At 59.1% G+C, this 19,493-nt stretch carries 20 protein-coding genes and 1 riboswitch; of the genes, 6 read left to right on the top strand and 14 right to left on the bottom strand.

Annotation, left to right across the window (positions count from 1 at the left end; all coding sequences use genetic code 11):
* Positions 1-61 precede the first annotated feature (61 nt).
* The 5 genes from ACR0C5_RS15335 to ACR0C5_RS15315 all read left to right on the top strand — a co-directional run bounded on the left by ACR0C5_RS15335 (position 62) and on the right by ACR0C5_RS15315 (position 4,569).
* Positions 62-1,228, top strand: a complete 1,167-nt coding sequence (locus ACR0C5_RS15335; protein ID WP_480877697.1) for an alpha-hydroxy acid oxidase — start codon at positions 62-64, stop codon at positions 1,226-1,228.
* Positions 1,229-1,475: 247 nt separating this feature from the next.
* Positions 1,476-2,129 carry a 50S ribosomal protein L25/general stress protein Ctc gene (locus tag ACR0C5_RS15330; protein ID WP_170769925.1) on the top strand — a complete coding sequence of 218 codons (654 nt, stop codon included), beginning with the start codon at positions 1,476-1,478 and terminating at the stop codon, positions 2,127-2,129.
* 126 nt (positions 2,130-2,255) lie between these two features.
* Positions 2,256-2,936: an aminoacyl-tRNA hydrolase gene (gene pth, locus ACR0C5_RS15325; RefSeq protein ID WP_480877694.1), complete on the top strand. Its 681-nt coding sequence runs from the start codon at positions 2,256-2,258 to the stop codon at positions 2,934-2,936.
* Positions 2,937-3,018: 82 nt separating this feature from the next.
* A complete protein-coding gene (locus ACR0C5_RS15320) occupies positions 3,019-4,182 on the top strand; it encodes a serine hydrolase domain-containing protein (RefSeq protein WP_480877692.1) in 1,164 nt (387 codons plus the stop codon).
* Between the two features lie 9 nt (positions 4,183-4,191).
* Positions 4,192-4,569, top strand: coding sequence for a DUF2237 family protein (locus tag ACR0C5_RS15315; protein ID WP_480877690.1), 378 nt, complete (start codon positions 4,192-4,194; stop codon positions 4,567-4,569).
* Between the two features lie 120 nt (positions 4,570-4,689).
* Here the strand turns inward: ACR0C5_RS15315 and trpB are convergent, their stop codons facing one another.
* The 8 genes from trpB to ACR0C5_RS15275 form a co-directional block, all read right to left on the bottom strand.
* Positions 4,690-5,937: a tryptophan synthase subunit beta gene (gene trpB, locus ACR0C5_RS15310; RefSeq protein ID WP_170782916.1), complete on the bottom strand. Its 1,248-nt coding sequence runs from the start codon at positions 5,935-5,937 to the stop codon at positions 4,690-4,692.
* Positions 5,938-6,004: 67 nt separating this feature from the next.
* A complete protein-coding gene (locus tag ACR0C5_RS15305; protein WP_480877688.1) occupies positions 6,005-6,646 on the bottom strand; it encodes a phosphoribosylanthranilate isomerase in 642 nt (213 codons plus the stop codon).
* 4 nt (positions 6,647-6,650) lie between these two features.
* Entirely contained in the window at positions 6,651-7,001 is a 351-nt protein-coding gene (locus ACR0C5_RS15300; RefSeq protein ID WP_170783005.1) for a lipopolysaccharide assembly protein LapA domain-containing protein, read from the bottom strand.
* A gap of 6 nt (positions 7,002-7,007) precedes the next feature.
* Entirely contained in the window at positions 7,008-7,292 is a 285-nt protein-coding gene (ihfB, locus tag ACR0C5_RS15295) for an integration host factor subunit beta (RefSeq protein ID WP_050603110.1), read from the bottom strand.
* 270 nt (positions 7,293-7,562) lie between these two features.
* A complete protein-coding gene (rpsA, locus tag ACR0C5_RS15290) occupies positions 7,563-9,239 on the bottom strand; it encodes a 30S ribosomal protein S1 (protein ID WP_170769919.1) in 1,677 nt (558 codons plus the stop codon).
* A gap of 225 nt (positions 9,240-9,464) precedes the next feature.
* Positions 9,465-9,758 carry a DUF6525 family protein gene (locus ACR0C5_RS15285; protein ID WP_269149768.1) on the bottom strand — a complete coding sequence of 98 codons (294 nt, stop codon included), beginning with the start codon at positions 9,756-9,758 and terminating at the stop codon, positions 9,465-9,467.
* A 141-nt stretch (positions 9,759-9,899) separates the two neighbouring features.
* Entirely contained in the window at positions 9,900-11,579 is a 1,680-nt protein-coding gene (locus tag ACR0C5_RS15280; RefSeq protein WP_170769917.1) for a tryptophan halogenase family protein, read from the bottom strand.
* 121 nt (positions 11,580-11,700) lie between these two features.
* Positions 11,701-12,234: a hypothetical protein gene (locus ACR0C5_RS15275; protein WP_170790351.1), complete on the bottom strand. Its 534-nt coding sequence runs from the start codon at positions 12,232-12,234 to the stop codon at positions 11,701-11,703.
* A gap of 218 nt (positions 12,235-12,452) precedes the next feature.
* Between ACR0C5_RS15275 and ACR0C5_RS15270 the strand changes: the two genes are divergently transcribed.
* Positions 12,453-12,932, top strand: coding sequence for a YHS domain-containing (seleno)protein (locus ACR0C5_RS15270; RefSeq protein WP_170769915.1), 480 nt, complete (start codon positions 12,453-12,455; stop codon positions 12,930-12,932).
* A gap of 31 nt (positions 12,933-12,963) precedes the next feature.
* Here the strand turns inward: ACR0C5_RS15270 and ACR0C5_RS15265 are convergent, their stop codons facing one another.
* From ACR0C5_RS15265 to ACR0C5_RS15240, 6 genes are all read right to left on the bottom strand, one after another.
* Positions 12,964-13,581 carry a (d)CMP kinase gene (locus ACR0C5_RS15265; protein ID WP_170769914.1) on the bottom strand — a complete coding sequence of 206 codons (618 nt, stop codon included), beginning with the start codon at positions 13,579-13,581 and terminating at the stop codon, positions 12,964-12,966.
* A complete protein-coding gene (gene aroA / locus ACR0C5_RS15260) occupies positions 13,578-14,924 on the bottom strand; it encodes a 3-phosphoshikimate 1-carboxyvinyltransferase (protein WP_170769913.1) in 1,347 nt (448 codons plus the stop codon). Before aroA ends, ACR0C5_RS15265 begins: the two co-directional genes overlap by 4 nt.
* Before the next feature lie 69 nt (positions 14,925-14,993).
* The gene (trmB, locus tag ACR0C5_RS15255) at positions 14,994-15,704 is read right to left on the bottom strand and encodes a tRNA (guanine(46)-N(7))-methyltransferase TrmB (protein WP_480877684.1); all 711 of its coding nucleotides are present in this window, start codon (positions 15,702-15,704) and stop codon (positions 14,994-14,996) included.
* 125 nt (positions 15,705-15,829) lie between these two features.
* On the bottom strand, positions 15,830-17,011 hold the full coding sequence (gene metK / locus ACR0C5_RS15250; protein WP_480877682.1) for a methionine adenosyltransferase: 1,182 nt from the start codon (positions 17,009-17,011) through the stop codon (positions 15,830-15,832).
* A gap of 5 nt (positions 17,012-17,016) precedes the next feature.
* A riboswitch (SAM-SAH riboswitch) is annotated at positions 17,017-17,065 on the bottom strand.
* A gap of 42 nt (positions 17,066-17,107) precedes the next feature.
* Positions 17,108-18,604: an apolipoprotein N-acyltransferase gene (gene lnt / locus ACR0C5_RS15245; protein WP_480877680.1), complete on the bottom strand. Its 1,497-nt coding sequence runs from the start codon at positions 18,602-18,604 to the stop codon at positions 17,108-17,110.
* Positions 18,601-19,488, bottom strand: a complete 888-nt coding sequence (locus ACR0C5_RS15240) for a hemolysin family protein (RefSeq protein ID WP_170769909.1) — start codon at positions 19,486-19,488, stop codon at positions 18,601-18,603. Before ACR0C5_RS15240 ends, lnt begins: the two co-directional genes overlap by 4 nt.
* Positions 19,489-19,493 lie beyond the last annotated feature (5 nt).

Raw genomic sequence — 19,493 nt, 5'->3', positions numbered from 1 at the left:
CATTGCGACGCGGCATAAAGATTGGTAAACAAAGTGAACCAATCCTACGAAAGCCTGCTTCATGCCCGTCATCACCAACATAGAAGACCTCAAACGCATCTATGAGCGGCGTGTCCCGCGTATGTTCTATGACTATGCGGAAAGCGGCAGCTGGACCGAGCAGACCTTCCGCGACAACAGCTCGGATTTCGATGACATCCGCCTACGGCAAAGGGTTGCCGTCGATATGTCAGGGCGTTCAACCGCATCGCAGATGATTGGTCAGGACGTGTCAATGCCGGTCGCCTTGGCCCCGGTCGGTCTGACGGGCATGCAACACGCGGACGGAGAGATCAAGGCCGCCAAAGCCGCCGAGGAGTTCGGCGTGCCCTTCACCCTGTCCACCATGTCGATCAACTCGATCGAAGACGTGGCAGAGCACACGACCAAACCGTTCTGGTTTCAGCTCTATACGATGAAAGATCAGGACTATGTCAGCCGCCTCATTCGACGAGCCAAGGACGCCAAGTGTTCCGCGTTGGTCATTACACTGGATCTACAAATCCTAGGCCAACGGCACAAAGACCTCAAGAACGGCCTGTCTGCACCACCAAAGCTGACGCCCAAAACCATCGCAAACCTCATGACCAAATGGTCCTGGGGGATTGAGATGCTGGGCGCCAAGCGCCGCGAATTCGGCAACATCGTCGGCCATGTCGAAGGGATATCGGATGCTTCGTCCCTTGGCGCGTGGACGGCCGAGCAGTTCGACCCCAGCCTCGACTGGAACAAGGTCGAAAAGCTGATGGAGCAATGGGGCGGCAAGGTGATCCTCAAGGGCATTTTGGACGCCGAAGACGCAAAGATGGCCGCCAAACTGGGGGCGGATGCGATTGTTGTCTCAAACCACGGCGGTCGCCAACTGGACGGCGCGCTCAGTTCAATCCGGGTACTGCCCGAAATCATGGACGCCGTAGGCAGTGATGTTGAAGTCCATCTGGACAGCGGCATACGCTCGGGCCAGGACGTCTTGAAAGCCGTCGCCTTGGGTGCGCAAGGCACCTATATTGGCCGCGCCTTTGTCTATGGTCTGGGAGCGATGGGACAAAAAGGTGTCACCACCGCGCTGGAGGTGATCCACAAGGAACTCGACACAACAATGGCGCTGTGCGGTGAACGCAATCTCGGGGACGTCGGGGCGCACAACCTGTTGGTGCCCGAAGATTTCGGGGGCCGTTGGCAAAAGTGATCACTGGGTCAGGGGGCTCTGCCCCCGCCGCCCGTTCCGGGCGCCTCCCCCGGGATATTTTCAGCCAGATGAAGTCTGGATCCGCTCTTCATCTGGCCCCAAATATCCCGGAGCGCGAGGCAGAGCCTCGCAAAAAAACGATGGCTCGAAAAAGCCCTTTCCAAATCCAATGAATCAAGCTAAGGACGCGGCTTCACGCGGGCATACAGCCTTGGAGGATGCCCGCCCTAACATTTGGAGATATATCATGGCTGGTGAGATTCCTGATCTCGTAGCTCTGGAACGGACGGGGACAGGCAAGGGCGCCGCTCGTCAAGCACGCCGCGACGGCATGGTTCCGGGCATTGTTTTTGGTGGCGACAAAGAGCCGCTGCCGATCAACATCCCGTTTAACGTTCTGTTCAAGCGCCTGAAAGCAGGCCGCTTCAAGTCGACCCTATGGAACCTGAAGGTTGAAGGCCACGAAGACGTTCGCGTCATCTGCCGCGACGTTCAGCGTGACGTTGTCAAAGACCTGCCGACCCACCTGGACCTGATGCGTCTGCGTCGGACCACCAAGATCGCGCTGTTCATCCCCGTTGAATTCGTCAACGAAGACGAAGCGCCCGGCATCAAGAAGGGCGGCGTTCTGACGGTTGTCCGTCCCGAGGTTGAGCTGGTCTGCACCGCTGGTGACATTCCTGAGAAGATCACCATTGATCTGACCGGTCTGAACATCAACGACGTTGTCACCATCTCGTCAGTTGACCTGCCCGCAGGCACCAAGCCGACCATTGACCGTGACTTCGTGATCGCCAACATCTCGGCCCCGACCGGCCTGTCGTCCAGCGATGATGAGGAAGGCGAAGAAGTGGCCGCGGATGAGGTTGAAGTCGTCGGCCAGGACGCAGCCGAAGAATAAACCAAGACCCGGTGTTTGGAGTTTGAAGCGGGGCCTGATTCAGGCCCCGTTTTCTTTTGCCCTGTGGGCTGGAAAGCAGGGGGCAAACCGTGGCATCAACCTGTAGCATCAGACAAGGGCGCGCCTATGAAACTGTTTGTCGGATTGGGGAACCCCGGATCGAAATATGCTCGCAACCGGCACAATATCGGCTTTATGGCCGTGGACCGGATTGCCGAAGATCACAATTTCGGTCCCTGGAAATCCAAGTTTCAGGCCGAGATTGCCGAAGGTCGTCTTGGCCGAGAAAAGGTTTTGCTGATCAAGCCGCAAACCTTCATGAACCGCTCGGGCCAGTCCGTGGGCGAGGCGATGCGGTTCTACAAGCTGGACTCAACCGACGTGACCGTTTTCCATGACGAGTTGGACCTTGCCCCTGGCAAAGTGCGCGTCAAGGCAGGCGGCGGGCATGCGGGGCACAATGGACTGCGGTCAATCCACGAACATATCAGCTCGGCCTATGACCGTGTGCGCCTTGGGATCGGGCATCCAGGGCGGAAAGAGATGGTCTCGCCCTATGTTCTGGGCGACTTCGCCAAGGCTGATACCGACTGGTTGGATGATGTGCTACGCGGTGTCTCGGATGGTGCAGGGCATCTGGCCGATGGTGACGGTGGCAAGTTCATGAACGCGGTTGCCATGCGCACCGCGCCGCCGCGATCGTCGAAAACTGCAGACAAAGCGCAAAAACCTGCGCCCCAACCAAAGCCGGAACCACAGGTTGATGACCGCTCGGCGATGCAGAAACTGCTGGATAAGTTCAAATAGCCCCTTAGCTCTTGCCGTAACGTCCTGATTGCAGATGGCTGCCGCACGCGGTCCAATGCGGCACGTCTATGGGAGGAGACATATGAGATCACTGCTGAAGTGGATGTTGCGCGTCGCCTTGATGCTGGCGCTAGCCGCAATCGTTGTCGGGGTCTGGAAGCGCGAAGAAATTCAGCGGCTCATGGCCGTGAACTCTTTGTTTGCAGAAGAAAAGATCGTCCACAATTTCTCTCATATGGATGAGGCGTTTCTAACGGTCGCCCTGCCCCGTGGTAACGGCCCAACCAGCGAATTGCCCTATGGCGCTGGATTCGACCTGCCCGAGGGCACCGATCAATGGATCGAGGACCGGGCGGTGACGTCCCTGCTGGTGATGCAGGATGGCGAAATCCGGTTTGAGGAATATTACCTGGGCACCGGTCCCGACGATCACCGGATTTCGTGGTCGGTTGCGAAAAGCTATCTATCGGCCCTGTTCGGCATCCTGCTGGCCGAAGGCGCGATCGGGTCGCTGGACGATCCGGTGGTGCAATATGCGCCCAAGCTGGCGGGAACGGCCTATGATGGCGCAACGGTCCGCAACGTGCTGAACATGACAAGCGGCGTCACCTTTAACGAAGACTATTTCGACCCGAACTCCGATATCAATCGGATGGGTCGCGTGGTGGCCTTGGGTGGTGAGTTGGACGATTTCGCGGCCTCGTTGCAGGACACTTTCGTAGAACCCGGCGCGCAATGGCAATACGTGTCCATCGACACACATGTCATTGGCATGGTGATCCGAGGGGCGACCGGGCGCAGCGTCTCGGATCTGTTGACCGAAAAGATCGTTCAGCCGCTAGGTCTGGAACAGGATGGTTACTATGTGGCGGACGGTGCCGGAGTGGCCTTTGTGTTGGGCGGGCTGAACTTTACCACCCGTGATTTCGCCCGCTTTGGGCAGATGATCCTACAAAATGGCACCTATGGGGGGCAGCAACTGGTCCCTGCCGACTGGATCGCCGAATCCGTTCTGCCTAGCGCCCCAACACAGGCGGGCAAGATCGGGTATGGCTATCAGTGGTGGATCCCCATCGGCGCGCATGAGGGTGAGTTTCTGGCGCGCGGCGTCTATGGCCAATATATCTATTTCGATCAGCCTCGGGGCGTTCTGATCGTAACAACCGGCGCGGACCGTAAATTCCGCGATGACGGGGTGAATGAGGCCAATGTAGAAATGTTCCGCAGCATCGCGCAAAGCCTGTAAAGTCGGATTATGCAGAAACAGGACAGCATAAATGTACTGGGCGGCGTGCTTGCGCCCTGTTCCCGCGATCCGCTGACCGGGTTCTTTCGCGACGGCGCTTGCAACACCTGCCCCGAGGATCAGGGCAGCCACACCGTCTGCGCAGTGATGACGGCCGAATTTCTGGCTTTTTCCAAATATGTCGGCAACGACCTGAGCACCCCTCGACCAGAGTTCGACTTTCCCGGCCTCAAACCCGGGGATAGTTGGTGCCTGTGCGCCGGGCGGTTCCTGCAAGCGCATGACGAAGGCTGCGCGCCCATGGTACACCTTGAGGCCACACACCAACGCGCCTTAGAGGTGGTGCCGTTGGATATCCTGCGCGACCACGCGGCTGCAGATGATTGATACCTGACTGAACCTCTGGTTTGCGACGTCAACAGACCGCCGCGCGGGCCCTCTTGTGGGCGCGGTCAAAAAAACCGGCCCTGTTTTGGGGCCGGCTCCAAACGTTTAATGCTATGGCGCTTAGCCCGCCGTACGCCCTTCGGTATCCGACATATCGAAGTTCAGATACTTGGCCACGGTCTGCACATCCTTGTCGCCCCGCCCGCACATGTTCATACAAATCAGATGATCCTTGGGCAGGTCGGGCGCAATTTTCATCACGTGGGCCAGCGCGTGGCTGGGTTCCAGCGCCGGGATAATCCCTTCGGTAGCGCAGCAGAGCTGGAACGCCTCGAGTGCTTCTTTGTCGGTGATCGAGACATAGTTCGCGCGGCCAATATCGTTCAGCCACGAATGTTCCGGCCCGATACCGGGATAGTCCAGACCGGCCGAAATCGAGTAGCCTTCCAGAATCTGACCGTCATCATCTTGCAGCAGATAGGTGCGGTTGCCATGCAGCACGCCAGGACGACCGCCGGTCAGCGAGGCGCAATGCTCCATCTTCTCGTTTACACCTTTGCCCCCGGCCTCGACCCCGATGATATTGACCGATTTGTCGTCAAGGAACGGGTAGAACAGGCCCATCGCGTTCGATCCGCCACCGATGGCGGCAATGATCGTGTCGGGCAGACGGCCTTCGGCCTTCAACATCTGTTCCTTGGCTTCCTTGCCGATAATCGACTGGAAATCGCGGACCATTGCAGGGTACGGGTGTGGACCGGCTACGGTGCCAATACAGTAAAACGTGTCGCGCACATTCGTCACCCAATCGCGCAGCGCGTCATTCATCGCGTCTTTCAGCGTGCCACGACCGGACGTGACCGGAATCACCTCGGCCCCCAGCAGGCGCATACGGAACACGTTGGGGGCCTGACGCTGCACGTCATGGGCACCCATATAGACGATGCACTTCAAGCCGAACTTGGCGCAGACCGTGGCGGTGGCCACGCCGTGCTGCCCTGCGCCGGTTTCGGCGATGATCCGGGTCTTGCCCATACGGCGCGCCAGAATGATTTGGCCCAGCACGTTGTTGATCTTGTGCGCGCCGGTGTGGTTCAGCTCGTCGCGCTTGAGGTAGATCTTCGCGCCGCCCAAGTGTTCGGTCAGGCGTTCCGCGAAATACAGCGGCGAGGGACGACCCACATAGTTCGCCCACAGATCATCCATCTCGGCCCAGAAGGTCGAATCGTCTTTGGCCTTCTCGTATTCCTCTTCCAGCGACAGGATCAACGGCATCAGGGTCTCGCTGACAAACCGTCCGCCGAAGATGCCAAAACGGCCCTGCTCATCCGGGCCGGACATGAAGGAATTGAAAAGATCGTTGGCCATGGGTGTCTCCCTCGTCATTCCCGTTGTTCATAGGAGGTAGCGGCGGGATTTGCCATGGCAAAACGTATCAGCTTGCTGCGTCAACAAATGCGCGGATCAGACCAGCATCCTTGACCCCCGGCGCGCTTTCGACCCCCGAGGATACATCGACCTGTTGTGCCCCGGTCATGCGGACAGCCTCGGCCACGTTGTCAGGGGTCAGGCCACCCGCCAACATCCACGGACGCCGCCAGTATTTGCGCCCAGCCAGCAGGCGCCAGTCAAAGGCCAGACCGTTCCCGCCGGGCAATTCGGCGTTGCGAGGCGGCTTAGCGTCGATAAGCAATTGGTCGGCCACCTCAGAATACAGATCAATCGCCATTAGATCTTCGGGCTCGGCCACACCTATGGCCTTCATCACAGGCAGGCCGTAACGCTGCCGGATATCAGCCACGCGGTCGGGGCTTTCCTTGCCATGCAGTTGCAACATGTCCAGCGGTACATCCGCGACAAGCCTGTCCAGTTCCGCGTCCGAGGCATTGACAGTCAGCGCAACTTTGGCCACTCCGACAGGCACAAGGTGGGCCATCGCGGCCGCGGCCTCAATCTCTAGGTGTCGCGGCGATTTTGGAAAAAAGACAAAGCCCACATACCGCGCTCCGACCTCAGCCGCAGCGCGCACGTGATCAGGGGCGGTCAGGCCGCAGATTTTCACCGATACGTCGGACATCGACTCAGCTGGCTTCGTCCAGAATGGCAAGCACTTCGTCCTTGCCTTCATTCTGCTTTTTCTTGAGCTTCTTGACCTCACGCTCAAGCTTGCGCACTTCGCCGGTTTTGGCCGACGCGTCCGCGCGGTGCTTGTGCTCGCGCAGCCATTCCCATAGGAACCCGATGACCAGACCGGCCACGATGCTGCCCAGAACCACAATAAACAACGGCAGCGAAATGCTGAAATTGACCCCGACCAGATCGGCAATTGCCTGAGGCATCAATGTCAGTTCAACGGCTTCGCGGTTGGCCAGCGAGACCGAAATCAGGACGATCCCGAGGGTCGCCAGAAAAGCATATCGAATGTAGCGCATCATGCCTTAGGCTTTACCGTTCAAACGGTCCCTTAGCAACTTGCCTGTCTTGAAAAATGGAACACATTTTTCTTCCACCTGAACAGTCTCACCTGTCCGAGGGTTACGGCCAACCCGCGCGTCGCGCTTTTTGACGGAAAACGCGCCAAATCCGCGCAGTTCCACCCGGTCCCCGCGGGCCATGGCATCCGTCACTTCTTCGAACACAGTATTCACGATCCGCTCGACGTCGCGTTGGTAGAGATGCGGGTTCTCGTCGGCGATTTTCTGAATCAGTTCTGAACGGATCATGTGCGTTACCCTCCCAGGCGACCGGATTACCATGTCTATTATTCTGATCACTATAGAAAAAAACTTGGTTCGGGGGAACGTTGACTCTGTGTGTGCGACCTTGATTCTACGTCAAACTCACGCGAATTTTTGCACTTGTCGGGGAATTGGCCTGCAAATCGTGAACCACAGATGAATAAAGCCTGCAAATCGGAACGTGTTGATTCGCAACAAAAACGGCCCCGCACTCTCATGCGGGGCCGCAAATTCTGCTTGGACTGAGGTCCGGGCTTAGTCGCCCGACTTCAGCGCTGCACCCAGGATGTCGCCCAGCGACGCGCCCGAGTCCGACGAACCGTACTGTTCTACAGCCTCTTTCTCTTCGGCGATTTCGCGCGCCTTGATCGACAGACCCAGACGGCGGGTTTTGCTGTCAACGTTGGTGACGCGGACGTCGACCTTGTCACCGGTCGAGAAACGCTCGGGGCGCTGCTCGGCGCGGTCACGCGACAGGTCCGAACGGCGGATGAAGGATTTCATGCCTTCGTATTCCACCTCGATACCACCATCTTCGATCGCGGTGACTTCGACAGTGATGACCGAGCCACGCTTCACGCCGCCCACGGCTTCGGCGAACTTGTCACCGCCCAGGGCTTTGATCGACAGCGAGATACGCTCTTTTTCGACATCAACTTCCGAGACAACGGCCGAAACCATGTCGCCTTTGCGGTAGTTCTGGATCGCATCCTCGCCACGCTCGTCCCAGGACAGGTCGGACAGGTGAACCATGCCGTCGATGTCGCCTTCCAGACCAATGAACAGACCGAATTCGGTGATGTTCTTGACTTCGCCTTCGACCTCGGTGCCCTCGGGGTGCGTTTCTGCAAACACTTCCCACGGGTTGCGCTGAGTCTGCTTCAAGCCCAGAGACACGCGACGCTTGGCGCCGTCGATTTCCAGAACCATGACGTCGACTTCCTGGCTGGTCGAAACGATCTTGCCGGGATGGACGTTTTTCTTGGTCCAGGACATCTCGGATACGTGCACCAGACCTTCGACACCGGCTTCCAGCTCGACGAACGCGCCGTAGTCGGTGATGTTGGTGACGCGACCCTGATGGACCGAGCCCAGCGGGTATTTCGCAGCAACCAGATCCCACGGATCTTCCTGCAACTGCTTCATGCCCAGGCTGATGCGGTGGGTCTCTTTGTTGATCTTGATGACCTGAACCTTGATGGTTTCGCCGATCGTCAGGATCTCGGACGGGTGGTTCACACGGCGCCATGCCATGTCGGTGACGTGCAGCAGGCCGTCAACACCGCCCAGGTCAACGAATGCACCGTATTCGGTGATGTTCTTGACAACACCCTCGACGGTCTGACCTTCGGACAGGTTGCCGATAACTTCGGCACGCTGTTCGGCACGCGATTCTTCCAGGATTGCGCGACGCGACACAACGATGTTGCCACGGCGACGGTCCATTTTCAGAATCTGGAACGGCTGCTTCAGACCCATCAGCGGGCCAGCGTCGCGCACGGGGCGAACATCAACCTGCGAGCCGGGCAAGAACGCAACTGCGCCGCCCAGATCGACGGTGAAGCCACCTTTGACGCGACCAAAGATTGCACCTTCGACGCGCTGGTCGTCGGCATATGCTTTTTCCAGACGGTCCCATGCCTCTTCACGGCGGGCCATCTCGCGCGAGATGACGGCTTCGCCACGGGCGTTTTCTGCGGCACGCAGGTAAACTTCTACCTCGTCGCCTACAGCGATTTCAGGGGCTTCGCCGGGATTTGCGAATTCTTTCAGATCAACGCGGCCTTCCATTTTGTAGCCGACGTCGATGATGGCTTGGCCGGCTTCGATCGCCAGAACCTTGCCTTTGACAACAGAACCCTCTTCGGGCGTGTCCATTTCGAAGCTTTCGTTCAGGAGGGCTTCGAATTCCTCCATGGATGCGTTAGCCATGTGGCGTTGTTTTCCTTTACAGTACGATTTTGCTGGCCGAGCGGTTGTCTCCGCCGGTCTTGTTTCATGGTGTCCTCTGGCGTGACCCGGTGCGCATCCGATTACACAAACACAAAGGGCCGAGGTAACCCGGCCCTGCTCAGATACGTCATCCGGACGTTGACCGCCCTTGTTCAGACAGCGCGCGTATAGGCCGAATTCAGGTAATGTGCAAGAGCAAAGCCCTTAGTTACTGGCTGCTCCGCTATCTTTCATGTGCCAGATGCCTGCGTCCTTCTGCAACATCGACCGTTCGATGGCATCCAGTCGGGACAGCGCCCCGGCAATATCCGTCGATCCGCCAGACCGGTTCCAGATCTTCAGCGCCGAGGCTGGGCTCCACGGCAGGCATGCCGCTGCCAACCAGCCGCGCAATTCAGGCGGCAGGGAATCATAGGTTCGCATCGGAGACACCCCGCACCGCCGCTTTAGACCGCTGCAAAGATTACGACCGCCTCGCCCGGTCTTGTTTCGTCGCATGGCAAACCTCGTCACAAAATTTTTTGTAATGTTATTACATTCCAATGCTGGTTAGACAAGCACTCCAAATGCAAAAAGGGCGGGATCAATTCACCGCCCTTTCCATGCTAAAGACGCGGCGCCGCAAAGCGCCCAGACTTCTCAAAACAGTTGCAGATCCTTTGCACCACTTTGAATCTCGGCAAAGTTCGGCATGTTCTGGACCGCCACTGGGGCCGGTTTCGTGCCAGGCATCGCCACTGTCGGTTTGGCTGGCTTGCCGAAGGCCGGTTTCTCAAGCTCGCCACGAATATCGCGCAGCAGCGTTTTGTGGTCCGGCATGGATTTGAGTATCTGCGCAAGGTCTACCTTCGCACCCTTCCACCACTGGAACCAAATCGGTTTCTTCAGCGGTCGGATACGGTCACGGATACCTGTACCATAGCCCGTGTCGTAGACCTGCTTGCCCAACAGTACCGTCTGGAAAACGCGATGGTCGAACAGGGTGGCGAACTCCACATCATGCTCCATCGGCAGGCGGTGCTGCCAAAGCTCAAGATTCTCAGCCAGACGATCGGGGATTTTCATCTCGGTCCGCGCGTCGATCCAGTATTGGTCATCCGTGCGGTTGCCCAACCGGTAATGCAGACAGATGAATTCCAGCACCTCATTGTAGAGCTTGTCCATCTGCCGGTTATAGCGCGCGCGCAACGACGGCTCGATGTCACGCGTCGGCAGATGTTCCGCGAACCAACGGATGGCGTGGTCGATCATATGGATCGCGGTGCTTTCCAGCGGCTCAATAAAGCCGCCCGATAGGCCGATGGCCACACAGTTCTTGACCCAGGCATTGCGCACTCGCCCAACCCGCATCGGGATCACACGTGGCGTAAGACCCTTGCCGCTGTCACCCAGCCACTCAAGATATTCATCGGCTGCCTGATCATCCGTCCGATGCGCCGAAGAATATACATAGCCCGTGCCTACGCGATTGAACAATGGCACTCGCCACGTCCAACCCGCCCCCAACGCGGTCGAGCGCGTGGCGCTTTCGATCTTCTCCGGATTGGGATGTTCGACCTGCAACGCCATGGCCCGGTCATTGGGCAGATAGTCCGAATAATCCATGAACGGCTCACCCAGAGCCTGATTGATGATCAACCCCCGGAATCCGGTGCAATCCACGACCATCTCGATGTCATGACGGCCTTTGCGTTCAAGCATCAGGTGGCTGACATTGCCCTGTTCGTCCAGTTCAACCGCCTGAACCTCATCCTGAATATGCTCGACGCCACGTTTGGTGCAAACCTTCGTCAGCATCCCGGCGAATTTCACCGCGTCCAGATGGTAGGCATAGCCGAACCGTTGTTCGAACTCCGGCGCGCCCAAAGGACGCGCACCTTTGCACAGCCGCGCAAGATCATCATGCGGGGCAATGGATTGAGTGAAATCCCGATCCCCGTTGCCGAAGCGCAGGAAATATTCCGAGGCCTCCAACCCTTCCAGCAACTGGCCATGCGCGAATGGGTTCATATAGTCGATACGATTGCCCTTGGCGTCCTTGTTCCAGTTGCAGAACTTCACACCCAATTTGAACGACGCGTTGGTTTCGCGGAAGAAATCGCGCTCGGATATGCCTGCCTGACGCAGTGTGACCGGCATACGCGGCACGGTTGCTTCGCCCACACCCACGGTCGAGATATTTGGGCTTTCGATCAGGCAGATGCGGGGGCGGTCCTTGGGGGCGGATGTGCGGGAAAACACCATCTCGAGGATCAACGCGGTCATCCACCCCGCTGTGCCACCACCCACGATGGTAATCTTGCTCAAACGCTTGCTCATTAGGCTCTGCTCCCCCTTGTTTTGGGGGACTATAACAGCTTTCCCTAACCTAGCCAGAGCCTATGACCGGTGCTTTGGAAATGTTGCCAGATAGCAGAAGTCTGCACCGCGACATCGGCGTTCAGATTTCCTCGCCCTTCTTCAAAAGCTCTTCGATGAGGGCGCGCTGCAAACCCTGACTGTCACCGCCCCCAAACTCGGCCGCACCTCCGGAATAGAGCGTGCCATATGTCTTGGCTATATTCACTGTCTGCGCCAGACCCGAGATCAGCTGATCCTTCTCAAGCGCCGACAACGGATGGATATAGGCCGCCCACAATGTACCATTGGCTATGGCATAGCGTGCATCCAAAGTACTGTCGAAATTCGCTTGCATCACGCGCTGCAGATCCGCTGGCGACAGATCGTCCGCACTGACAATCGCCACCATGGCCCGCATCCGGTCGGCGTTGATATCAGTAACAACAAAAACCGGGACGTCGCCCAATGTTAGTTGAAAACCCGGACCTTGCGGCAGTGCCTCGGGATCCAATGCAAACAGAATTTTACCCAGCCGTTCATAGGTCATGGGAGGTTCCAGTACCGGGGTCTCTTGCGCCTCTTGAGCAGCCAGACCTGTGGCCAGAAATATCATGAAAAAGGCTAGTCGGATCATGGCGAGGCTCCCGCTGGTTTCAGTGTCAGCATAAAAGGCAGCAGGTCACGTGACCAAACAAAGCTTAGTGAAGGCATCACCGAGAAGCGCCGCAATTTTGAACGATCTGCAAAACTGTAAGTCCTTTCTGTCATAGTTCGTTCGGTTGAGCGTTGTTAGATTTGTTTCAGCGACGGATACCCCGACCGCTCTGAGCCCAAAGCACGTAAGGAAACGCAATGAAATCTCTGATCCTGACCACCCTGATCGCCGCCCTGCCCTTGGTTGCTGCACCGGCCTTTGCAGCAGACGAAATCAACGTCTCGAACGGCATTTCAGCAGCGGGCGCTCCACTGGCCGCTCATGGTGTCGACCTGGTGGCGCTGGTGACAAATGGCAATCCGGTGGAAGGCTTTGCCAACCACTCGGCGACTTATGATGGCGCATCGTACTATTTCACCTCGGCGGATAACCTCGCCGCGTTCGAGGCCAACCCGGCGGCGTATCTGCCCCAACATGGCGGTTTCTGCTCGTTCGGTGTGTCGGTCGGGAAGAAATTTGATGGCGACCCGGATCAGTACCTTATTGCAGATGGCAAGCTGTACCTGTTCCTGAATGCAGAAACCCGCGCCGCCTTCCTGAAAGACGTCCCCGGCACGGCAAAAACAGCCGATGGTCAGTGGTCGAAAATCAAAAGCATCGCAGTCGGCGAGTTGTAATCCCGACACCTCGCAGCGATCACCCGCGGCGCTACGGCGTCGCGGGCTTGCGTTCTGCGATCAGCGTAATGGCCTGTGCCAGGGCCTCCTCGACGCTGAGGTCCGAAGTATCCAGCAAAACGGCATCCTCAGCCGGTTTCATCGGGGCTGTACTCCGCTCGGCATCGCGGGCATCGCGCTCGCGCACATCAGCAAGGACCTGTTCACGGGTCACATCGTCGCCCTTGGCGCTCAGTTCCAGATACCGCCGTTCAGCACGCACCTCGGCGCTGGCGGTGACGAACAGCTTGGCCTCGGCCTCGGGGCAGATCACGGTTCCGATGTCACGCCCGTCCAGCACTGCGCCGCTATCCCGTCGGGCAAAGGCGCGCTGGAAATCGACCAAAGCCGCGCGAACCTCGGGGATCACCGCCACTTTCGACGCGGCCTGAGCGATCTCGGCCGTGCGCAGATCGCCCTGCTGCAACTCCTCGGCGGTCAGGGCCTCGGCCGCCGCGATGGGCTCCATCCCTTCCAGCGTCCGCCGCCCCACCGCGCGGTACAAAAGCCCGGTGTCCAGATGCGCAAAGCCGAAATGTGCCGCAACCCCTTTCGAGATCGTGCCCTTCCCAGCAGCTGCAGGGCCGTCTATGGCGACCGTAAAGCTCATGTGCGTACGACCTTGGCGCCCAGCGCAGCCATCAGCGGTTCAAAAATCGGGAACGAAGTCGCAATCGGGCCGCCATCATCAACCGAGACCGGCGATTTCGCTCCCATTCCCATCACCATGAACGACATGGCGATGCGGTGATCCAGAAAGCTCTCGCAGGTGCCGCTGCCGGGGACATTGCCGATGCCCAGACCGTCAATCGACCACCAATCCTCGCCCTCATCCACGGTCACGCCATTGGCACGCAACCCCCGGGCCATGGCGTCGATCCGGTCGCTTTCCTTGACGCGCAGCTCTTTCACCCCGCCCATCATCGTGGTGCCCGTGGCATTGGCCGCAACCACAGACAGCACCGGGTATTCGTCAATCATCGAGGCTGCGCGTTCCGGCGGCACGTTGATGCCCTTCATGTTGGGCGAGTATTTCGCGCGCAGGTCAGCGACCGGCTCGCCACCCTCTTCGCGCTCATTCTCATAAGTCAGGTCCGCACCCATCTCGCGCAGCGTGGTAAACAGCCCCGCGCGGGTCGGGTTCAGGCCAATGCCCGGCACCAGCACATCCGAACCCGGCGTGATCAGCGCCGCGCAAACCGGAAAGGCCGCGCTGGACGGGTCACGCGGCACGGCAATAACCTGCGGTTTCAACTCGGGGCGACCGGTCAGAGTGATAACCCGGCCCTCATCGGTATCCTCAACGGTGATCTCTGCGCCGAACCCGGCCAGCATCCGTTCGGAATGGTCGCGGGTGGCCTCTTTTTCGATCACCACGGTTTTGCCCGGTGCGTTTAGACCGGCCAACAGCACAGCGGATTTCACCTGCGCCGACGGAACGGGAACCTCATAGCGCACCGGCACGGGTTCTGCCGCGCCCACGATGGTCATCGGTAAACGCCCGCCCGAGCGGCCAACCGATTGCGCCCCAAATAGCGCCAGCGGGTCCGTCACCCGCGCCATGGGGCGTTTGTTCAGGCTGGCATCGCCGGTAAACGTGGCTGAGATCGGGCAGGTCGCCATCGCGCCCATGATCAGCCGCACACCCGTGCCCGAATTGCCGCAATCAATCACCTGATCCGGCTCGGCAAAGCCGCCAACGCCCACGCCATGCACGGTCCATTCACCGCCACCATGATCCGTAACCTCAGCCCCAAAGGCGCGCATGGCCTTGGCGGTATCCAGAACATCCTCACCTTCCAGCAGGCCGGAAATCTTCGTCTCACCCACCGCCATCGCGCCCAAAATCAGCGACCGGTGCGAGATCGACTTGTCGCCGGGCACCTCTGCCGTTCCGGTCAGCGGACCGCAGGGATGCGAGGTCATCGGGATGGGCGTGCCGTGTCCGGACATGGGGGCTCCTGTTTTCGCTATCAGTGCCTTAGCCGATTAGCGAATTGGGGCCAGATGGTCCAGCGGCAATCAGCCCTTGCGGCGGAAGGTCAGGTAGTGCGGCGTGCGCCCTTCGCGCAGAGCTTTCTGTTCATAGCGGGTGGAAATCCAGTCGTCCCACGGTTCGCGCCAATCGGAGGGGCGCTCCGCCAGCCATTCGAACCCCGCGCGCGGCACTTCCTCGAGCGTTTGGCGGACATAGTCGGGAATGTCCGTCGCCACGCGAAAGATCGAACCCGGTTTCAGCGCCCGCGCCAACGGCTCCAGGTGCTCCGGGGTCACAAAGCGGCGGCGATGGTGCCGCGTCTTGGGCCACGGATCGGGATAGAGCAGGAACGCGCGCGAGATGCTGGCCTGAGGCAGCACGTCAAACAGATCGCGCGCATCGCCGGGATAGACGGCAAGGTTTTCAATCCCCGCCTGCCGGATTTTGCCCAACAACATGGCGACGCCGTTAATGTAAGGTTCGGCCCCAATTATGCCGATGTCAGGATTGCGCGCAGCCTGATGCACCAGGTGCTCACCACCACCAAAGCCGACCTCAAGCCAGACGTCGCGACCGTCAAACAGCTCCTGCAAGTCGAGCGGCTTGCGTTCAGGGTTGCTCTCCCAATCGACCGCACCCGGGGACAGCGCATCAAGGTCTTCGCTTAGATAGGTCTTCTGGCTTTGCTTCAGGGTTTTGCCTTTGAAGCGGCCATAAAAGTTCCGGCGGGGGCGTTGGGGGATCTCGGTGCTCATGGGCCGAGCCCATACTGTGCCGAAACCACGGACGCAAGAGGGCGACCGGTCCACTCAACAGACCTGCCGCCCCCAAAAAGCACCAGAATAGAGCGCGCCCGAATGGGCGCACCTTTGGTCTAAGATCAGACCGCCGCTTTCAGCGCGTCCGCCAGATCAGTGCTTTCCCAGCTGAAGCCGCCATCGGCATCGGGTTCGCGGCCGAAGTGGCCGTAGGCTGCAGTGCGCTGGTAGATCGGCTTGTTCAGTTGCAGATGCTCGCGGATGCCGCGCGGGGTCAGGTCCATTACCTGGCCCACGGCTTTTTCGATCGCTGCATCTGCGATCTGGCCCGTGCCATGCGTATCCGCGTAGATCGATAGAGGCTTGGACACGCCAATCGCATAGCTGAGCTGGATCGTGCAACGCTCAGCCATACCGGCAGCCACTACATTCTTTGCCAGATAGCGTGCGGCATAGGCGGCCGAACGATCCACTTTGGTCGGGTCTTTACCCGAGAACGCGCCACCACCGTGAGGTGCTGCACCCCCATAGGTGTCCACGATGATCTTGCGACCAGTCAGGCCAGCATCGCCATCGGGGCCGCCGATCACAAATTTGCCGGTCGGGTTTACGTGCCATTCGGTCTCGGCCGACAGCCAACCTTCGGGAAGAGTCTCGCGGATATAAGGCTCGACTATGGCGCGGATGTCATCCGAGCTCAGCGCCGCGTCCAGATGCTGGGTCGACAGCACGATCGAGCTGACACCGACAGGTTTTCCGTCACGGTAGACAACCGAAAGCTGCGACTTGGCATCGGGGCCCAGCGCAGGCTCGGAGCCGTTTTTGCGCACTTCAGCCAGCCGACGCAGGATCGCGTGGGAATACTGGATCGGAGCCGGCATCAACGCAGGCGTTTCGGTCGTGGCATAGCCGAACATGATCCCCTGATCGCCTGCCCCTTCCTCCTTGTCATCGGCGGCATCGACACCCTGCGCGATATGGGCGGATTGTTCGTGCAGCAGGTTCGTCACTTCGACGGTTTCGTGGTGGAACTTGTCCTGCTCGTAGCCGATATCCTTAATACAGGCGCGCGCGATGTCGTCGATATGCGCCATGTAGTCGTGCAACTTGTCCTGATCCGACAGGCCAACTTCGCCACCGACGACAACCCGGTTGGTGGTGGCAAACGTCTCGCACGCTACGCGTGCTTCGGGTTCTTCGTTCAAAAAGGCATCAAGTACGGCATCGGAAATACGATCGCAGACCTTATCCGGGTGCCCTTCGGACACGGATTCCGAAGTGAAAGTATAGTTCTGTCGGGACATGAATGTGCTCCATTAAGATTTCCCCATCACGCCAGGAAGCCGTTGTGACGGGCATGCGAGGGGATACGCCCGCACAAAGCCGGGGTCAATCGGTATTTATGCGTCTACCCGCCGGGCGTTGCGCCAAAGCAGCGCGGTCAGGCCGAATAGCACAAAAAAGACCGGATAGTCGCCGATCCGCGCATACAGTGTCCGAGCCAGCGGGGCAGGCAAAAGCGCGTCGATAAACCCCGCCTCTCCAAGTGGCAGTGCCTTGGTGATCCGCCCCAAAGGGTCGATCATCGCCGAGACACCAGTATTGGCGGCGCGCATCATTGGCAGGCCCTGTTCAACCGCGCGCATTTGGGCTTGGGCGAGGTGCTGATACGGCCCGGACCGAGTGCCAAACCAAGCATCATTGGTAATCTGCATCAGAAAATCCGCGCGCCCCGGTGCCGACAAGACATCTTGCGTGAACACCGCCTCATAGCAGATCAACGGCAGGGCCAGCCCCAGCTTTCCCGCCTCGATCAGCTCAGCGCCCGGACCGGCGCTGAAGCCGTTGCCCGTGGTCGTGGCCATGCCGTGAATGCCGAACCGGGCCATCACGTCCCCAAACGGAACGTATTCGCCAAACGGGGCCAGATGGTGCTTGTCATACAGGCCCTGCTGCTGCCCATCTTCATTCAGGTAGATCATCGAGTTGTAGATCCGGGGCCCATCCCCCCGTTGAATGCCCAGAAAAACCGGCGTTCCCTGCGCGGCTTCGGCAATCGCGTCCAGATGAGGCTGCGCGCTACCCAGCCAAGCGGGAACCGAGGTTTCCGGCCACACGATCAGGTCCGGGCGTGGCTGCTGCGCCGAAAATTCAATCTGGCGGGCAAAGAAAAGCGGAGCATAGTCTGGGTCCCATTTCTGGTGCTGCGGCGCGTTCGGCTGGATCAGACGGACGATGTGTTCGGTATTGGTAACGTCCGGGCGCATCGCGGCGTATCCCAAACCCAGACCTACAAAACCAACCGACAGACACAAAGGCAGGAAAATCCCCTTGCGCCGCGACAGCGCCGCGCCCAGCGGCAGAGTAGCCAGCAAGGTCAACGCCCCCAACCCATAGGGCCCGGTCAGAGCAAGAACCTGCGCCACGGGTGTGTCCACCCAGACCTGCGCCAACCCGGCCCACGGAAACCCGGTCAGCACATAGCCACGCCCCGCTTCTGCCAGCGCGATGATCAGTGCGAGCAAAACAGTTTGCCCCACCCCCGATGCGCCGGGTTTTCGTGCCACCCAAAATGCCAGAGCCCAGAACAGGGCAAGCCCTCCGGCCATAAACACCAGCGCAAAAGGCGCCATCCATCCGTAGCGCGGCGCGTCGACCAGAAATGGCTCAACGATCCAGCTTAGGGCATGGGCGAAATAGCCCGTCGCGAAGGCCCAACCGATCCAGGCCGCCTGCCCCCGGCTTTTGCTGGACAGGTAAACCGGGGCCAGCAGCGTCAGCGCGATAACTGTCGCCCACCAATACCCGAACGGAGCAAGGCCAAAGGCGGCCACGCCACCAAGCACTGCGGCAGACAGGAATATCAGCCAGAATGGCCAGCCCCCCACAGGGGTCATGCAACAAGATCCGGCAACATTACGCGCAGGCGCTTGATACGGCGCGGGTCGGCGTCGATCACCTCAAACTCAGGGCCTTCGGGATGCAAAACAACCTCGCCGCGCGCAGGCACGCGGCCGGACAGCATAAAGACCAACCCGCCCAACGTGTCGATTTCTTCCTCGTCCACATCCTCGTGGCTGGTCAGAGACCTTCCAATCTCGGCCTCGAACTCCTCGACTGGGACGCGGGCTTGAACGACATAGCAGCCTGGCTTTTCCTGCACCCATAGCTGACTTTCGTCAGCGTCATGCTCATCTGCAATCTCACCCACAACCTGCTCAATCAGGTCTTCGATGGTCAGCAACCCGTCAACACCACCATATTCATCGATAACCAAGGCCATATGCCTACGTTCTGTCTGCATCTTGGTCAGCAGAACCCCAATTGGCATCGAGGGCGGAACAAACAGCAAAGTCCGTAACATCGAGACGAGATCGAATTCGGATGATGTTCCGTTGAACCCATGGGTCAGCGCGAAATCCTTAAGGTGCACGAAGCCCAAAGGCGTATCCAGTGTCCCTTCATAAACAGGGATCCGCGACAGGCCGCTTTCGCGAAACACCTGCGCAAGCTCGTCTTTGGAGATGGTCGAAGGAACTGACACGATTTCTGCTGTGGGGATGGCCACATCTTCAACCCGCATCCGCCGCAGGTTGATCATGCCGCGTGGCTGTGTCGCCTCGGTATCATGACCATTCATCGCAGTGGCCTCCCCCTCGGTCGGGGTTGAGAACGCATCTACTATTCGAGAGAAAAACCCTGTCTTCTCTTTGCTATTTTCGCCGCTGTTCTGCGGTTGCGCGCTTTGCGCCGCCATAGAACTGCCGTCTGTTTCGCCCATTATCC

This window comes from Ruegeria sp. N8, assembly GCF_056531325.1.
The sequence above is the reverse complement of the archived record's forward strand: the minus strand, read 5'-3'. Positions and strand labels throughout refer to the sequence as shown.

Bases quoted from the DNA above. Each gene is read 5' to 3' on its own strand.
- ACR0C5_RS15335 (WP_480877697.1), top strand. From the start codon at position 62: ATGCCCGTCATCACCAACATAGAAGACCTCAAACGCATCTATGAGCGG.
- ACR0C5_RS15330 (WP_170769925.1), top strand. From the start codon at position 1,476: ATGGCTGGTGAGATTCCTGATCTCGTAGCTCTGGAACGGACGGGGACA.
- pth (WP_480877694.1), top strand. From the start codon at position 2,256: ATGAAACTGTTTGTCGGATTGGGGAACCCCGGATCGAAATATGCTCGC.
- ACR0C5_RS15320 (WP_480877692.1), top strand. From the start codon at position 3,019: ATGAGATCACTGCTGAAGTGGATGTTGCGCGTCGCCTTGATGCTGGCG.
- ACR0C5_RS15315 (WP_480877690.1), top strand. From the start codon at position 4,192: ATGCAGAAACAGGACAGCATAAATGTACTGGGCGGCGTGCTTGCGCCC.
- trpB (WP_170782916.1), bottom strand. From the start codon at position 5,937: ATGGCCAACGATCTTTTCAATTCCTTCATGTCCGGCCCGGATGAGCAG.
- ACR0C5_RS15305 (WP_480877688.1), bottom strand. From the start codon at position 6,646: ATGTCCGACGTATCGGTGAAAATCTGCGGCCTGACCGCCCCTGATCAC.
- ACR0C5_RS15300 (WP_170783005.1), bottom strand. From the start codon at position 7,001: ATGCGCTACATTCGATATGCTTTTCTGGCGACCCTCGGGATCGTCCTG.
- ihfB (WP_050603110.1), bottom strand. From the start codon at position 7,292: ATGATCCGTTCAGAACTGATTCAGAAAATCGCCGACGAGAACCCGCAT.
- rpsA (WP_170769919.1), bottom strand. From the start codon at position 9,239: ATGGCTAACGCATCCATGGAGGAATTCGAAGCCCTCCTGAACGAAAGC.
- ACR0C5_RS15285 (WP_269149768.1), bottom strand. From the start codon at position 9,758: ATGCGACGAAACAAGACCGGGCGAGGCGGTCGTAATCTTTGCAGCGGT.
- ACR0C5_RS15280 (WP_170769917.1), bottom strand. From the start codon at position 11,579: ATGAGCAAGCGTTTGAGCAAGATTACCATCGTGGGTGGTGGCACAGCG.
- ACR0C5_RS15275 (WP_170790351.1), bottom strand. From the start codon at position 12,234: ATGATCCGACTAGCCTTTTTCATGATATTTCTGGCCACAGGTCTGGCT.
- ACR0C5_RS15270 (WP_170769915.1), top strand. From the start codon at position 12,453: ATGAAATCTCTGATCCTGACCACCCTGATCGCCGCCCTGCCCTTGGTT.
- ACR0C5_RS15265 (WP_170769914.1), bottom strand. From the start codon at position 13,581: ATGAGCTTTACGGTCGCCATAGACGGCCCTGCAGCTGCTGGGAAGGGC.
- aroA (WP_170769913.1), bottom strand. From the start codon at position 14,924: ATGTCCGGACACGGCACGCCCATCCCGATGACCTCGCATCCCTGCGGT.
- trmB (WP_480877684.1), bottom strand. From the start codon at position 15,704: ATGAGCACCGAGATCCCCCAACGCCCCCGCCGGAACTTTTATGGCCGC.
- metK (WP_480877682.1), bottom strand. From the start codon at position 17,011: ATGTCCCGACAGAACTATACTTTCACTTCGGAATCCGTGTCCGAAGGG.
- lnt (WP_480877680.1), bottom strand. From the start codon at position 18,604: ATGACCCCTGTGGGGGGCTGGCCATTCTGGCTGATATTCCTGTCTGCC.
- ACR0C5_RS15240 (WP_170769909.1), bottom strand. From the start codon at position 19,488: ATGGGCGAAACAGACGGCAGTTCTATGGCGGCGCAAAGCGCGCAACCG.